This window comes from Lysobacter sp. cf310, from assembly GCF_900114355.1.
Classification (GTDB): domain Bacteria; phylum Pseudomonadota; class Gammaproteobacteria; order Xanthomonadales; family Xanthomonadaceae; genus Lysobacter.
Genome location: NZ_FOSS01000002.1, coordinates 49,319 through 63,045 on the forward strand (window position 1 = coordinate 49,319; position 13,727 = coordinate 63,045).

Here is a 13,727-nt window from a genome sequence, read left to right on the forward strand (position 1 = left end):
ACCGACACGCCCGGCGGGCCGCCCTACTCCAACCCCGGAAACGGGTCCGCATCGCCCTCGAACAGACGCTGCGCGACCTCGCGCTCGTCCTCTTCGATCTCGGCGATGAACTCGCGCACGTCGCCCAACTGGCCGAAGGCGGCGAAGCCGCGCTCCAGAAACCCTTGCAGCTCCGCCAAGCCGGCCGCCTTGGCCGGCCCGCGCGAGAGCTTCAGCAAGGTCGCCACGCCCGGCATGCGCACCGCCCGCCCCAGGCCCAGGCCGACGCGCCCGATCAGGTCGATCTGATGCCCGCGCAGGCGCGGCAGGCCACAGTCGCGGTAGGCCAGCGCATACAAGGCCGAGTCCAGGCGCCGGCGCCGCGGCGCCAGGGTCTGCAGGCGCTGGGCCATGCGCAGGTCGAAGGCGTGAGTGAGCAGGCCCAACTCGATCGCGTCGGCGACCGTGCTCAACAGCGCCGAGGGCAGCAGGCGCTGCATCATCGGCAGCACCCGCGCGATGTCGGCGTCGCGACGGCTGAAGTCGTGGTCGTTGTAGACGTCGCTGAGGAAGAATTGCGCGGCCGGGCGCCGGCGCGGATCGCGCAGGAAGCGGTCGAAGCTGGCCTCCAGCCGTCGCGCCTGCCAGCTGCGCAGCTCGGGCAGCCAGCGCAGGCCATTGCGGCCGTCCTGCTTGGGATCGTGCAAGGCCTGGTGGCGCGCCAGCAGGTCGCTGAGACGGGCGGAAAGGTCGGTCGTCCGGGACATTGCGGGCATGATCGCGGCCGCGGCCGATGCCCGCAACCGCGGGCCGACCGGTCTGGCGCGGCCGGCGCGGTCGGCTACACTCGGGGGGATACTCCTCCGCACGGTCGCCGCCCACCTCATGCTGTCACTCCATTCCGCCCAGCAACGGGCGCGTAGCACCGGCTCGCCGGCCAAGATCGGCCTGGCCATCGCCGGCGGCGGTCCGATCGGCGGCATGTACGAACTGGGTGCGCTGCGCGCGTTGGACGAAGCCCTGGAGGGCCTCGACCTGACCCGGCTGGACTGCTACGTCGGCGTCAGCAGCGGCGCCTTCCTGGCCGCCGGCCTGGCCAACCGCATGGACACCGCCGAGATGTGCCGGATCTTCATCACCGGCGACAGCGACGACGTCCAGTTCCGGCCCGAAACCTTCATGCGGCCGGCCTTCTTCGAATACATGAAGCGCGCCGCGAGCTTCCCGCGCCTGGCCACGGAATGGTGGCGCGAGCTGCTGTTTTCGCCGCGCGAGGCGCGCTGGTCGGACCTGATCACCCGCTTCGGCGGCCTGATCCCGAACGGCCTGTTCGACAACGGCGAAGTCGAACGCTTTCTGCGCGAGGTCTTCACCCGCCGCGGCCGCAGCAACGATTTCCGCGAACTGGATGCGCGCCTGTACGTGGTCGCGGTCGACATCGACAGCGGCGACGCGGTGCGCTTCGGCGGCGACGACTGGAACGACATTCCGATCTCCAAGGCGGTCCAGGCCAGCGCCGCCCTGCCCGGCCTGTACCCGCCGGTGAACATCCGCGGCCGCCACTTCGTCGACGGCGCCCTGCGCCGGACCATGCACGCCTCCCTGGTACTGGAACAGGGCATCGACCTGCTGATCGGCATCAATCCGCTGGTGCCGTTCAACCACAACCACGGCGACGCGCCGGTGGCCGAGGACAACAGCCTGGCCGCGGGCGGCCTGCCGGCGGTGCTGTCGCAGACCTTCCGCACCCTGCTGCAGTCGCGCATGCAGGTCGGCCTGGCGCGCTACGCCCAGCAGTACCCCAACATCGACCAGTTGGTGTTCGAGCCCAACGCCGAGGACGGCGAGCTGTTCTTCACCAACGCCTTCAGCTTCTCGGCGCGGCGGCGGATCTGCGAGATCGCCTACCGCAACACCCTGGCCGACCTGCGCCAGCGCGCCGACGCCCTGCGCCCGGTGCTGGCCGCGCACGGCATCCGTATTCGCGAGGAAGTCCTGGCCGATCCGCAACGTTCGGTCCTGGACGGCATCGCGCCGCCCTCGCGCGACACCGAGACCACCGCACGCCTGCGCCGCGCGCTGGACGACGTCGACCATTGGGTGGCGAGCCGTCGCAAGCGCGCCAGGGCCAAGTAAGCGCTAGGTAACGAGTAGACGCAGGAACGAGTGACGAGGCCTCAAAGGCCCCCACTCGTTCTGTTTCCTACTTCCTGTTTCCTGGCTCCTCGCTCTCCCAATAGCGTGAAAACGCCAGACAGGACCGTAGGGTGCGGTGACCACCGCACCGACGCGGCGCAACGATGCGGTTCGCCTTGGGCTCATCGCATCCTACGGGCTGGCGGTACCGGCTTCGCCGAATTCCGTCGGCCTGGGCTGCGCGTCCCGTCCAATGGTGTGAAAACTCTAGACAGCGCGCCCATCGTGCAGTGACATCGAATTCACGCCCGCTTGGAGGGCACATGGCCAAGTTCAAGAAGAACGCTAAGAAAACGACGGCCGGCAAGGCCAGCAGCAGCGCCCAGGAGCAGGCCGAGCGTCTGTCCAAGACCCTGAGCGAATCCGCGCAGCAGATCTGGCTGGCCGGCGTCGGCGCGTTCGGTCGCGCCCAGGCCGAAGGCACCAAGCTGTTCGAAGGCCTGGTCAAGGAAGGCCTGAACCTGGAGCAGACCGCGCGCAAGTTCACCGGTGGCCAGGCCGACGCCCTGCGCGACGTGGTCGAGTCCAAGGTCGGTCACGCGCGCGAACGCGCCGCCGATACCTGGGACCGCCTGGAGAAGGTGTTCGAAGAGCGCGTGCAGCGCGCCCTGGTCAAGCTGGGCGTGCCCGGCCGCGACGACCTCGCCGGCCTCAGCCAGCGCGTCGACACCCTGACCGCCGAGCTGCGCCGCCAGGGCGGCAAGCCCGCCGCCAAGAGCGCCTCCGCCAAGCCCGCTCCGGCCAAGAAGGCCAGCGTCGCCAAGAAGGCGCCGGCCAAGAAGCCGGTCGCCAAGAAAGCCGCCAGCAAGGCGCCGCGCAAGTCGATCGCCAAGCCCAAACCGCCGGTCGCTCCCTGATCCAGCTACGCCGGGCGGCCCGCCGCCCGGTCGCAGTACCCGCTCCAGCGCGCGCGCCTGAACGCCGGTCGCGCGACCCGCTAAGCCCGCCAGTCCGTCGCTCCGTATGCTCCCCTCCCCTTACGGTTTCGGACTGGCGGGCTTTCTTTGTCCGCCGCCCGCGGGCGTCCGCGTTTCTGTGGAAACCGGCGCCGATCCGTGTTCGCGGTGTGGCCATTCGCGCATAGCGTGAGCCAGGGCCGCAGCTCCAGGTGCCGAGTGGCGTATATTTTGCGCCCCACATCCGGCCTGAGGCCTGCATGTCCCATGCTGTTTCGCTGCTGACCGCGCTCCTGATCGCCGTACTGGCCGGTGGCGCGATCACGGCCTATCTGTGGCTGTACCGCCGTCGCCGCGCCGAAACCATGGCCGGCATCGAGGCGCTGGCGAACATGCGCTGGCGCGAGTTCTCGCGCCTGGTGGTCGAGGCCCTGCAGCCGCGCGGCTTCGAACCCGAATCGGTCGAACAGAGCCTGGAGCGCGGTAGTCAGCCCGAGGAACTGCGCCTGCAGCGCGACGGCCGCCCCTGGCTGCTGGCCTGCAAGCAGGGCCACGCCGACTACCAGGTCAGCGCCGCGGTGGTCGCCGAGTTCGCCAATGCGGTGCGCTTCGCCGGCGCCAGCGGCGGCGTCCTGGCCACGCCCGGGCGGATCGCCGACGCCGAGGTGCGCGGGATCCAACTGGAACGCTACGACGGCCCCGCGCTGTGGGCCCTGGTCAGCCCGCTGTTGCCGGAGTCGCTGCGCAACGACCTGACCGCGAGCACGCGCAAGCGGGTGATGCGCGAGACCCTGTTCGGCTGGGGCGCGGCGATCGTGCTGGGCGCGCTGGTGAGCCTGCTGCTGCCGGACCCGCCGCGCAACGCCGAAGCCGCGCCGGTCGCGCCGGTCGCCGCCGCCGTCGCCCCAACGCCCCCGGCCGCCGCGGCCGAGCCCGTGCTGACCGCGCCGGCGCCGGCCGACCCGAATCGCGAGCAGTACGAGCGCGCCGAAGTGATGCGGATGGTCTCCTCGTTGCCGAACGTGGAACGCGCCCTGTGGTCGACCTCGTCGACCCTGCTGGTGTACCAGCTGCGCGAGGACGACCAGACCGACGCCAAGGAGATCTGCGCCATCCTGGAGCGCTACGCCTTCCTGCGCTCCTCGCGCCTGCAACTGCAGCCGCCGCCGGGCAGCAACAAGCGCGTGCGCTTCCTGCAGTGCAAGACTTACTGAGCGCTGTCGCCCCTTCGAAGCGCCTCCCTTTGAAGCTCTGCCCCCCCTTTGAAAAAGGGGGCCAGGGGGATTTGCTTTTCGCTCGAAAAGCACAAAGCAACAGCAAATCCCCCCTAGCCCCCCTTTTTCAAAGGGGGGAATCGCGTAGGTAGGATGTGGTGAGCCGAAGGCGAACCGCATCGCGGCCGCCAAAGCACCGGCTACAGCAAATCCCCCTGCTCCCTTTTCAAAGAGGGGAATCGCATGCGTAGGATGCGGTGAACCGGAGGAACCGCATCGCGACCGCCCAGCGTTCCGCCCCGACCCCAGACAAAGAATCGGCCGCGCAAGGCGGCCGATTCCGTAACGACGATACGCCGCGCGCCTACCAGTGCACGCCGCGCATCAAGGCCGCAAACGCGATCTGCTCGTTGCTCGCGTGTTCGTCCTTCAGGCCCTTGCGATCGCCCTTGGCCGCGGCCGAATCCGGGAACAATTCGAAGGCGGTGCTCATCACCACCTCGTAGGCCTTGGGCGCCAGCGCATTGACCACCGAGGCGAAGATGCCCAGGCGGGTCGCGATGCGGCTGGGCTTCTCGATGATGCCCTTGACCACCAGGTCGCCGGCCTCGTCCGGGGTCAGGGTCGGCACGCTGTCGTACATCTTGGTCGGCGCGATCATCGGCGTCTTCACCAGCGGCATGTTGATGGTGGTGAAGCTGATGCCCTTGCCCGACAGCTCGCCCTGGGCGCAGCGGCTGAACGCGTCCAACGCCGCCTTACTGGCCACATAGGCCGAGAAACGCGGCGAATTGGCCAGCACGCCGATCGAGGAAATGTTGATGATGTGGCCCTTGCGGCGCTCGGTCATCTTCGGCATGAAGCCCATGATCAGGCGCAGGCTGCCGAAGTAGTTGAGCTGCATGGTGCGCTCGAAATCGTGGAAGCGGTCGTAGCTGAGCTCGATCGAGCGCCGGATCGAACGGCCGGCGTTGTTGACCAGGATGTCGACGTGGCCGTGCTCGCCCAGGATCTGCTTGACCAGGCGGTCGCAGTCGGCCATGTCGGCCAGGTCCGCGGTGTAGGCGAACACCTTGCCCCCGGCCGCCTTCATCGCGTCGCGGGCCTTGAACAGTTCCTCCTCGCCGCGCGCCACGATCACCGTGATCGCGCCGGCCGCGGCGACCTTCTCCGCGGTCGCCAGGCCGATGCCGGAGGAACCGCCGGTGATCACCACGACCTTGTTGCGGACCTTGCCCTTGAGGGTGCGGTCGATGAACAGATCCGGGTCCAGGTGGCGCTCCCAGTAATCCCACAGGCGCCAGGCGTAGCCTTCCAGATGCGGCACCTTGATCCCGCTGCCGCGCAGAGCGCGCTCGGTTTCGCGGTTGTCGAAGCGGGTCGGATAGGTGATGAACTTCATCACCTCCTTGGGAATCTTGAAGTCGCGCAGCAGCATGCCGATGAAGCGCTTGACCGGCGGCAGGTTGCCGACCGCGCCGCGGATGCCGGACGGCACGAAGGCGAACATGCGCGCGTCGATGCGCATGGTCATTTCCGGCGCGTGGCCGGCGCGGGCGAAGGTGTTCAGCACCTCGCCGACGCGCTGCGGCTCCGGATCGGTCAGGTGGAAGCAATGCCCGTCCAGCTTGGGCTTGTGCGCGATGTGGTCCATCGCGTCGACCACGTAATCGACCGGGATGATGTTGATGCGCCCGCCCTCGATGCCCAGGGTCGGCATCCACGGCGGCAGCATCTCGCGCAGCTTCTTGAGGAAGGTGAAGAAATAGTAGGGGCCGTCGATCTTGTCCATCTCGCCGGTCTGCGAGTGGCCGACCACCATGCCGGGCCGGTAGATGCGCCATTTGACGCGCTTCTCGGCGCGCACCAGGCCCTCGGAATCGTGCTTGGTGCGCAGGTAGGGATCGTCCAGGCCCTCGGCCTCGTCGAACATGTCCTCGCGGAACACGCCCTGGTACATGCCGGCGGCGGCGATCGAGCTGGTGTGGTGGAAGCAGCCGGCGCCGATCGCGGCGGCCAGGTCCAGCGCGTGCTGGGTGCCGTCGATGTTGGCTGCGCGCTGCGATTCGGCGCTGGCGGTGAGGTCGTAGATGGCCGCCAGATGGAAGAAATGCTTGATTTTGCCGTTGAGCGCGCGCAGTTGCGCCGCGCTGAGCCCGCACTTGGCCGCGGTCATGTCGCCGTAGACGGGGATCACCCGCTTCAGGTCCCAGCCCATCTTCTTGGCCGTGGCGTCGAACTTCTTTTGCGAATCCTTACGCACCAGCACGTGGATCGTGCCCTTGCGCTTGAGCAGGTTGCTGACCAGGAACCGGCCGATGAACCCGGTCGCGCCGGTAACGAAATAACTCATGCCCCTCTCCTTGACCCCAAGTCGGCCGCGCGGCGGCTGTACCCGCCTAACTTGCCAGAGCCCGGGCGCGCGGACAATTCCCTTCCGTATTGACCACCCCGCCGGTGCGTGCGGTAATGCCGCATCACCTTGGTCGCCGGGAGGGGCACACCATGTCCGATCTGAAATCCAGTTTCGAGCAAGCCGCAAAGGATGTGCAGTCGCTGTCCGAGCGCCCCGACAACGACACCCTGCTGCGCCTGTACGCGCTGTACAAACAGGGCGCCGAGGGCGACGTCAGCGGCGCCAAGCCGGGATTCTTCGATTTCGTCGGCACCGCCAAGTACGAGGCCTGGGCCAAGCTCAAGGGCACCGGCCAGGAAGAGGCGATGAAGAAGTACGTCGACCTCGTGAAGAAGCTGCGCGGCTGATGCCGCGCGGGGCGCGCCGACCGACGGCGTCACGATCCAGGGCGGGTTGACCCCGTGGCCAAGCAGACCCGCCAGCGCATCCTCGACGCCGCGTTGACCATGTTCAACGCCCAGGGCGAGCCCAACGTCACCACCAACCACATCGCCGACGAGCTGGAGATCAGCCCCGGCAATCTGTACTACCACTTCCGCAACAAGGACGACATCATCGAGCAGCTGTTCGCGCGCTACGAGGAGCGCATGGACGGCGCGCTCGCCGCGCCGCAGGGGCGCCTGCCCGGGCTGGAGGACATCTGGCTGCAGTTGCACCTGGTGTTCGAGTGCATCTGGGATTACCGCTTTCTGTACCGCGACCTGGTCGAGATCCTCAGCCGCAACCGCCGCCTGCGCCTGCGCTTCGCGCGCATCCTCAAGCGCGCCGACGAGCAGGCGCATACGGTCATGCGCGGCCTGTCGCAGGCCGGGGTGATGCGCGCCTCCAGCGACGAACTGGCCGCTACCGCCACCAACGTGCTGGTGATCGCCACCTTCTGGCTCAACTACGCCTCCGCGCGCGGCGACAAGGACGAGCACGCCGCGATCCGCGACGGCATCGTCCAGGTGATGATGCTGATGGCGCCGTTCCTGCGCGACGCCGAGCGCGTCCACCTCAACTCGCTGACCCGCGCCTACCTGGACTGACCGCGAATCCGTCGTTACCGGACGAGGCGTCCCTGTGGGAGCGGCGTAGGCCGCGATCGGCTTTCCATCCGCAGCACGAGACGCCACCATCGACGCCAGGCACAAAAAAGGGCGCCGATCGGCGCCCTTTCTCGTCGCTGACGCACGGCCTCAAGCCTTGCGCGCAGCCCGCTTGGCCGGCTTGCGCACCGCGCGCCGCGCCGGCGCCGGCTTCTTCTTGGCCTTGGCCGGCTTGCGCGCCTTGCGCTGGGCCTGGGGCTTGAGGCCCAGCTTGTCCAGCACCGGCGCCAGACGGGTCTCGACCTCGGCGCTGAACTTCACCACCCGCGGCTCGACCTGGCCGCGCACGCTGTCCAACTGCGCGCGCAGGTTCTGGCGGGTTTCGCGCACCAACTTCTGCGCCCGGCGCTGCAGCGCATCGGCGCGCTCGACCGCGCGGCCGGCGGCGTCGAAGCCGCCACGGCGTGCGATCGCGACCAGACCGAGGCCGGCCAGCCACAGGTGGCGCAGCGTGGTTTCCTTGGGCGCGCGGGTCTTGCGTTTGACGGTTGCCATCTGAGTGCTCCGCTGACCGGCCGGAGGGCCGGTTTCTCGACCGCCACTGTGGCCAAGCGCCATGGAGCAATCACACTAGGCGCCGGCCCTTGCCAGAACACCGCCGGTGGCGGGATGCTGCGCTACCGACTTACGACAAGGACTGCAGATGGCCGCGAAATCCGCCTGGGCCGCTTTTCCGCACGATGCCAAGGGCTACGCCTACGCCGGCGACGCCCTCAAGAAAGCCTGGCCCAAGCTGCACGCCGGCGACACCGAAGCCTATCCGGACGCCAAGCGCGCGGCCGCGCTGATCGCCGCCGCCGGCAAGGCCGCGCCCAAGGGCCTGGATGCCGACGCGCTCGCGAGCGCGCTGCAGGACGCTTGGCGCGCCTTCCACCGCGGCGATTTCAAGGCCGCCTTCGATGCCGGCGAAGCGCTGGGCCCGGTCGGCGCCTCGGTCGCGGTCAAGGCGCTGGGCATCCACGCGACCTATCTGGTCGACGACGAGGCCGAGAAGCTCAAGCGCTACGAACATGCGGCCAAGCTCGCTGAAGCCGCGGTCAAGGCCCTGCCCGACGAGGCCAACAGCCATTACCGCCACGCCTTCGCGCTGGGCCGCTATAGCCAGGGTCTGAGCATCGCCAAGGCGCTCAAGGCCGGCATCGCCGGCAAGGTCCGCGCCGCCCTGGACAGCACCCTGGAGTTGGCGCCCAAGCACGCCGAAGCGCATACCGCGATGGCGCTGTACCACGCCGAGATCATCGGCAAGGTCGGCGCGATGATCGGTGGCCTGACCTACGGCGCCAAGGCGGCCGAGGCCGACAAGCACATCAAGACCGCGCTCAAGCTGACCCCGGATTCGCCGATCGCCTACATCGAACAGGGCAACGTGCTGATGCTGCTGCACGGCGACAAGCAGGAGGATGCGGCCGCCGCGGCTTACGAAAAAGCCGCGAAACTCAAGCCCATCGACGCCATGGAGGCGCTGGACGGGGCCTACGCGCGCGCCCAGCTGGAATGAGGCCCGGGCCGCGCCGACGAACCAAGGCTTGCCTAGTCCGCGCCCGCCCCCTACAATCTGCGGCCCAAGTATTTGGGCGGTTAGCTCAGCGGTAGAGCACTGCTTTCACACGGCAGGGGTCACAAGTTCGAAACTTGTACCGCCCACCAGATACGGACGAAGGCCGGCGCAAGCCGGCCTTCGTCTTTTCCGAGGCCCGATCCTCCGGAGCCCGTACCGTGGAGCCGGCGCCGCGCGATCGCGGCCGGCACTCCCGCCGTCAGGAGCGCGCGATGCAGCCTTCGTCCCCTACCCGCCTCTATCACAACCCCGCCTGCTCCAAGTCGCGCGGCGCCCTGGAGCTGCTGCGCGAGCGCGGCATCGAGCCGGAGCTGGTCGCCTATTTGGAGCGCGCGCCCGGCGCCGAGGAACTGCGCGGCCTGCTGGACCTGCTCGGCCTGCCCGCGCGCGCCCTGCTGCGCAGCGGCGAGGACGCTTACGCCGAGCTCGGCCTGGACGACCCCGCGCTCGATGAGGCGAGCCTGATCGCGGCGATGGCCGCGCACCCGCAGCTGATCGAACGCCCGCTGTTCGTGCACGCCGGCCGCGCGGTGATCGGGCGACCGCCGGAACGGGTGCTGGAGTTGCTCTGACCGCTCGCCGCTTGGCCGCTTTGGATTTCTGTGGGAGCGGCGTGAGCCGCGATTGAACTCCAACGGCTGTCGGGCTCGCGCTGCAGTGTGCGGGCTCAATCGCGGCTCACGCCGCTCCCACAGAAAGCAGCGGGTCCCGCGGCGCGCCCGCCACTCACAACGACTTGCTGGTCCGCAGCGACGCCACCTTGTCGGGCGCGGCGAAGGAATCGCTGCGCGCGCCGGCCCAGTAGCTCTGGAACACCGCGTGCTGCGGAATGCGCCCGATCAGATCGCCGGGCGCGAGGAAGTTGTACAGCGCGCCCAGCGAACGCACCTCGGTCGCCGATACCCGGCGCAGGATGTGCTCGGGCCCCAGTTGCTCCGGATGCGACAGCCCCGCCGCGCACAGCAGGTCGCGCAGCGCCTTGAGCGTGTTGTCGTGGAAATGGAACACGCGCGTGGCCTTGTCTGGCACGTCCAGGCGCCGCCAGCGGCGCGGGTCCTGGGTGGCCACGCCGGTCGGGCAGCGGTCGGTGTGGCAGCTCTGGGCCTGGATGCAGCCCAGCGCGAACATGTAGCCGCGCGCCGCGTTGCACCAGTCCGCGCCCATCGCCAGGGTGCGCGCGATATCGAAGGCGCTGGTGATGCGGCCGGCCGCGCCGATGCGGATGCGGTGGCGCAGCTCCAGCCCCACCAAAGTGTTGTGGACCAGCATCAAGGCCTCGTGCATGGGCACGCCGACGTGGTCGATGAACTCCGCCGGCGCCGCGCCGGTACCGCCCTCGGCGCCGTCGACCACGATGAAGTCCGGCAGCAGCCCGGTCTCGTGCATGGCCTTGGCGATGCCGAACCATTCCCAGGGATGCCCGATCGCGAGCTTGAAGCCGGTCGGCTTGCCGCCCGAGGCCTCGCGCAAGCGCGCGACGAACTCGAGCAGCCCGCGCGGCGAATCGAAGGCGCTGTGCTTGGCCGGCGAGACGCAGTCCTGGCCCATCGGCACGCCGCGCGTGGCCGAGATCTCGGCGCTGACCTTGGCCGCCGGCAGCACCCCGCCGTGGCCGGGCTTGGCGCCTTGCGACAGCTTGATCTCGATCATCTTCACCTGCGGGTCGGCCGCGGCGGCGGTGAAGCGCGCCAGGTCGAAGCGGCCCTGCTCGTCGCGGCAGCCGAAATAGCCCGAGCCGATTTCCCAGACCAGGTCGCCGCCGTTTTCGCGGTGATACGGCGAGATCGAGCCCTCGCCGGTGTCGTGGTAGAAGCCGCCCAGCTTGGCGCCGCGATTGAGCGCGCGGATCGCGTTGGCCGACAGCGAACCGAAGCTCATCGCCGAGATGTTGAACACGCTGGCCGAGTACGGCTGCGCGCTGGCGGCGCCGATCGCGATGCGGAAATCGTGTTCGACATGCGGCGTGGGCGACATCGAATGGTTGATCCATTCGTAGTCGTGGCCGTACACGTCCTGCTGGGTGCCGAACGGGCGCACGTCGTTGACCGACTTGGCGCGCTGATAGACCAGGGCGCGCTGCTGGCGCGAGTACGGCACCTCGGCGGTATCGGCCTCGATGAAGTACTGGCGCATCTCCGGCCCGATCGACTCCAGGCCGTAGCGGAAATGCGCGAGCACCGGATAGTTGCGGCGCAGGGTGCTGCGCGTCTGCAGCAGATCCCAGGTGCCCAGCGCGGCGATCGCGCCGAACGCGAGCGCGCCCCACCACCAGTCCGGTTCCCACAAGGTCGCGATCACTACCGATGCGAGCAGCAGGATCACACTGGCGATGTAGACGGCATAGCGCATGGCGGGCGGTTCGATCGCGGGCTGCGGCGAGCATAACGCGGCCGCGCGTCGCGCGGGTCGCAGCCCGCCGTCAGAGCCGGGCGTCGACCTGATCGCGCGGGTACAGGCTCTTGATGTCGTACAGCAGCGCGCCGGGGCGCCCGTAGGCGCGTGCGCCGGCCGCGCCCAGCGCGCGGAACTGGTCGTGCGCGACCGCCAGCACCACCGCGTCGTAGGCGCCTGCCTGCGGCTGCGCCACCACTTCCACGCCGTACTCGCGCAAGGCGTGCGCGGCGTCGACCCAGGGGTCGTGGATATCGACCTGGGCGCGGTACTCGCCGAACTGGCGCGCCAGTTCGATCACCCGGGTGTTGCGCAGATCGGCGCAGTTTTCCTTGAACGCCAGGCCCAGGATCAGGATGCGCGCACCGGCCACGGCCAAGCCGCGCTGGATCATGCGCTTGATCACGTCGGCGGCGACGTGCTCGCCCATGGCGTCGTTGATGCGACGGCAGGCGTGCAGGATCTCCGGGTGATAGCCGGCGGCCTGCGCCTTCTGGATCAGGTAGTACGGGTCCACGCCGATGCAGTGCCCGCCGACCAGGCCGGGACGGAACGGCAGGAAATTCCACTTGGTGCCCGCGGCCTCCAGCACCTCGGTGGTGTCGATGCCCAGGCGCTGGAAGATCAGCGCGAATTCGTTGACCAGGGCGATGTTGGCGTCGCGCTGGCTGTTTTCGATCACCTTGGCGGCCTCGGCCACGCGCAGGCTGGAAGCCTTGTGGGTGCCGGCCAGGATGATGCTGCGGTAGAGCGCGTCGACGAACTCGGCCGCCTCCGGCGTCGACCCCGAGGTCACCTTCGGAATATCGACCAGACGCCGCTGCTTGTCGCCGGGATTGATCCGCTCCGGGCTGTAGCCGACGTGGAAGTCCTGGTTGTAGCGCAACCCCGAGGCGCGCTCGAGCTCGGGCACGCAGATTTCCTCGGTCGCGCCCGGGTACACGGTGGATTCGTAGATCACCAGGGCGCCGGGCCGCATCAGGCCGCCGATGCCGAGGCTGGCGCGCAGCAGCGGGCCGAAGTCGGGACGCTTGTGCTCGTCCACCGGGGTCGGCACGGTGACCACGAACACGTCGCGGTCGCGCAGGTCCTCGGGGTTGGCGCTCAGGCGCAGGCGGGTGGCGGCGGCGATCTCGTCGGCGCCGGTCTCGCCGTTGCCGTCCTCGCCCGCGGCCAGCGCGGCCACGCGCGCGGCGTCGATGTCGTAGCCCAGGGTGTCGTAGCGCTTGCCCAGCTCGATCGCGAGCGGCAGCCCGACGTAGCCCAGCCCGATGACCGCGATGCGTGCGCTTGCCAGATCCTGCATGCCCTGCCCTGACGTAGTGAGGAACCGCCATCGTCCCCGGTAGGCCCAGGCCAGGCGCCGGCCGATTATAGGGTCGCCCGCGCGCACGAACGCACGGCTGTCATCGGCGCGCGCCAGTATCCACCGCGATCCGTCGCGAGCGGCCGGCGCCACGGGCGGCGAGCGCGGCAAGGGGCCGATTCGGATTTTTCCTACACGCCCGTCAGGCCTGCGCCGACTGCACGACTCCCGGCATAGGCGCAGACTGGCACGGTCTGGCAGCCTCCGCGGATCTGGACCACGCTCGGCCATGGATGCCCGCCCGACCTCCGGCCCACCCCGGCCGGCCACCGCCCACGCCCACGGGACCTGCGCCATGCCGTACCGAGTCGAACTCCGCGAACAGCACAACCAGGGCAGCCCGATCTGCAGTCCGGCCACGATCGAGCCGCACCGCGATCTGCAGGCCGCCGGCGTCGCCGCGCACCGCGACGCGGTCGAGCACGCCAAGGCCTATCGGGTGGACGTGCGCGTGCAGATCTATGCACCGTCCGGCCAGCTCGCCATGGGCACCCAGGTGCGTCATTTCGAAGTCGCCGCGTCGGCGCGGCAGCGGCCGCATCTGGCCCTGGTCGCCAGCGCGCGCTGAGCGCATTCGCGCGAACGGCGTTCGCGCCGTTCGCGCTCCCGCCCACTGGATCAGC

The 13,727-nt window shown here is 69.2% G+C and carries 13 protein-coding genes and 1 tRNA gene; 9 read left to right on the plus strand and 5 right to left on the minus strand.

Features of this window, described 5'->3' with window-relative positions; translation table 11 throughout:
- Nucleotides 1-23: 23 nt before the first annotated feature.
- Nucleotides 24-746, minus strand: coding sequence for an FFLEELY motif protein (locus BMZ45_RS06825; protein WP_091634273.1), 723 nt, complete (start codon nucleotides 744-746; stop codon nucleotides 24-26).
- Between the two features lie 118 nt (nucleotides 747-864).
- On the opposite strand from BMZ45_RS06825, the gene BMZ45_RS06830 reads away from it, so the two are divergent.
- The 3 genes from BMZ45_RS06830 (at nucleotide 865) to BMZ45_RS06840 (ending at nucleotide 4,285) form a co-directional block, all read left to right on the plus strand.
- Nucleotides 865-2,115, plus strand: a complete 1,251-nt coding sequence (locus BMZ45_RS06830) for a patatin-like phospholipase family protein (RefSeq protein ID WP_091634276.1) — start codon at nucleotides 865-867, stop codon at nucleotides 2,113-2,115.
- Between the two features lie 323 nt (nucleotides 2,116-2,438).
- Nucleotides 2,439-3,032 (plus strand): phasin family protein, encoded by a 594-nt coding sequence (locus BMZ45_RS06835; RefSeq protein ID WP_139215418.1) that lies wholly within the window; start codon nucleotides 2,439-2,441, stop codon nucleotides 3,030-3,032.
- A 299-nt stretch (nucleotides 3,033-3,331) separates the two neighbouring features.
- A complete protein-coding gene (locus tag BMZ45_RS06840; RefSeq protein WP_091634279.1) occupies nucleotides 3,332-4,285 on the plus strand; it encodes a restriction endonuclease in 954 nt (317 codons plus the stop codon).
- Nucleotides 4,286-4,649: 364 nt separating this feature from the next.
- Here BMZ45_RS06840 and BMZ45_RS06845 read toward each other — a convergent pair whose 3' ends face one another.
- Entirely contained in the window at nucleotides 4,650-6,638 is a 1,989-nt protein-coding gene (locus BMZ45_RS06845; RefSeq protein ID WP_091634282.1) for an SDR family oxidoreductase, read from the minus strand.
- A gap of 152 nt (nucleotides 6,639-6,790) precedes the next feature.
- Here BMZ45_RS06845 and BMZ45_RS06850 point away from each other — a divergent pair, with 152 nt between their 5' ends.
- Complete coding sequence (locus tag BMZ45_RS06850; protein ID WP_091634285.1) at nucleotides 6,791-7,048, plus strand: acyl-CoA-binding protein; 258 nt, start codon at nucleotides 6,791-6,793, stop codon at nucleotides 7,046-7,048.
- Nucleotides 7,049-7,102: 54 nt separating this feature from the next.
- Entirely contained in the window at nucleotides 7,103-7,729 is a 627-nt protein-coding gene (locus BMZ45_RS06855) for a TetR/AcrR family transcriptional regulator (protein WP_056174384.1), read from the plus strand.
- Nucleotides 7,730-7,879: 150 nt separating this feature from the next.
- Here BMZ45_RS06855 and BMZ45_RS06860 read toward each other — a convergent pair whose 3' ends face one another.
- Entirely contained in the window at nucleotides 7,880-8,284 is a 405-nt protein-coding gene (locus tag BMZ45_RS06860; RefSeq protein WP_091634287.1) for a phasin family protein, read from the minus strand.
- Nucleotides 8,285-8,432: 148 nt separating this feature from the next.
- On the opposite strand from BMZ45_RS06860, the gene BMZ45_RS06865 reads away from it, so the two are divergent.
- The 3 genes from BMZ45_RS06865 (at nucleotide 8,433) to arsC (ending at nucleotide 9,919) form a co-directional block, all read left to right on the plus strand.
- Nucleotides 8,433-9,287: a hypothetical protein gene (locus tag BMZ45_RS06865; protein WP_091634290.1), complete on the plus strand. Its 855-nt coding sequence runs from the start codon at nucleotides 8,433-8,435 to the stop codon at nucleotides 9,285-9,287.
- A gap of 74 nt (nucleotides 9,288-9,361) precedes the next feature.
- Nucleotides 9,362-9,436 (plus strand) — tRNA-Val (locus BMZ45_RS06870).
- A gap of 123 nt (nucleotides 9,437-9,559) precedes the next feature.
- Entirely contained in the window at nucleotides 9,560-9,919 is a 360-nt protein-coding gene (gene arsC, locus BMZ45_RS06875; protein ID WP_091634293.1) for an arsenate reductase (glutaredoxin), read from the plus strand.
- 154 nt (nucleotides 9,920-10,073) lie between these two features.
- On the opposite strand, the gene BMZ45_RS06880 is transcribed toward arsC, so the two are convergent.
- On the minus strand, nucleotides 10,074-11,696 hold the full coding sequence (locus tag BMZ45_RS06880) for an FMN-binding glutamate synthase family protein (protein ID WP_091634296.1): 1,623 nt from the start codon (nucleotides 11,694-11,696) through the stop codon (nucleotides 10,074-10,076).
- A gap of 70 nt (nucleotides 11,697-11,766) precedes the next feature.
- Nucleotides 11,767-13,044 carry a nucleotide sugar dehydrogenase gene (locus BMZ45_RS06885; RefSeq protein ID WP_091634299.1) on the minus strand — a complete coding sequence of 426 codons (1,278 nt, stop codon included), beginning with the start codon at nucleotides 13,042-13,044 and terminating at the stop codon, nucleotides 11,767-11,769.
- 355 nt (nucleotides 13,045-13,399) lie between these two features.
- Between BMZ45_RS06885 and BMZ45_RS06890 the strand changes: the two genes are divergently transcribed.
- Nucleotides 13,400-13,672 carry a hypothetical protein gene (locus BMZ45_RS06890; RefSeq protein WP_091634302.1) on the plus strand — a complete coding sequence of 91 codons (273 nt, stop codon included), beginning with the start codon at nucleotides 13,400-13,402 and terminating at the stop codon, nucleotides 13,670-13,672.
- Nucleotides 13,673-13,727 lie beyond the last annotated feature (55 nt).

Bases quoted from the DNA above. Each gene is read 5' to 3' on its own strand.
- BMZ45_RS06825 (WP_091634273.1), bottom strand. From the start codon at position 746: ATGTCCCGGACGACCGACCTTTCCGCCCGTCTCAGCGACCTGCTGGCG.
- BMZ45_RS06830 (WP_091634276.1), top strand. From the start codon at position 865: ATGCTGTCACTCCATTCCGCCCAGCAACGGGCGCGTAGCACCGGCTCG.
- BMZ45_RS06835 (WP_139215418.1), top strand. From the start codon at position 2,439: ATGGCCAAGTTCAAGAAGAACGCTAAGAAAACGACGGCCGGCAAGGCC.
- BMZ45_RS06840 (WP_091634279.1), top strand. From the start codon at position 3,332: ATGTCCCATGCTGTTTCGCTGCTGACCGCGCTCCTGATCGCCGTACTG.
- BMZ45_RS06845 (WP_091634282.1), bottom strand. From the start codon at position 6,638: ATGAGTTATTTCGTTACCGGCGCGACCGGGTTCATCGGCCGGTTCCTG.
- BMZ45_RS06850 (WP_091634285.1), top strand. From the start codon at position 6,791: ATGTCCGATCTGAAATCCAGTTTCGAGCAAGCCGCAAAGGATGTGCAG.
- BMZ45_RS06860 (WP_091634287.1), bottom strand. From the start codon at position 8,284: ATGGCAACCGTCAAACGCAAGACCCGCGCGCCCAAGGAAACCACGCTG.
- BMZ45_RS06865 (WP_091634290.1), top strand. From the start codon at position 8,433: ATGGCCGCGAAATCCGCCTGGGCCGCTTTTCCGCACGATGCCAAGGGC.
- arsC (WP_091634293.1), top strand. From the start codon at position 9,560: ATGCAGCCTTCGTCCCCTACCCGCCTCTATCACAACCCCGCCTGCTCC.
- BMZ45_RS06880 (WP_091634296.1), bottom strand. From the start codon at position 11,696: ATGCGCTATGCCGTCTACATCGCCAGTGTGATCCTGCTGCTCGCATCG.
- BMZ45_RS06885 (WP_091634299.1), bottom strand. From the start codon at position 13,044: ATGCAGGATCTGGCAAGCGCACGCATCGCGGTCATCGGGCTGGGCTAC.
- BMZ45_RS06890 (WP_091634302.1), top strand. From the start codon at position 13,400: ATGCCGTACCGAGTCGAACTCCGCGAACAGCACAACCAGGGCAGCCCG.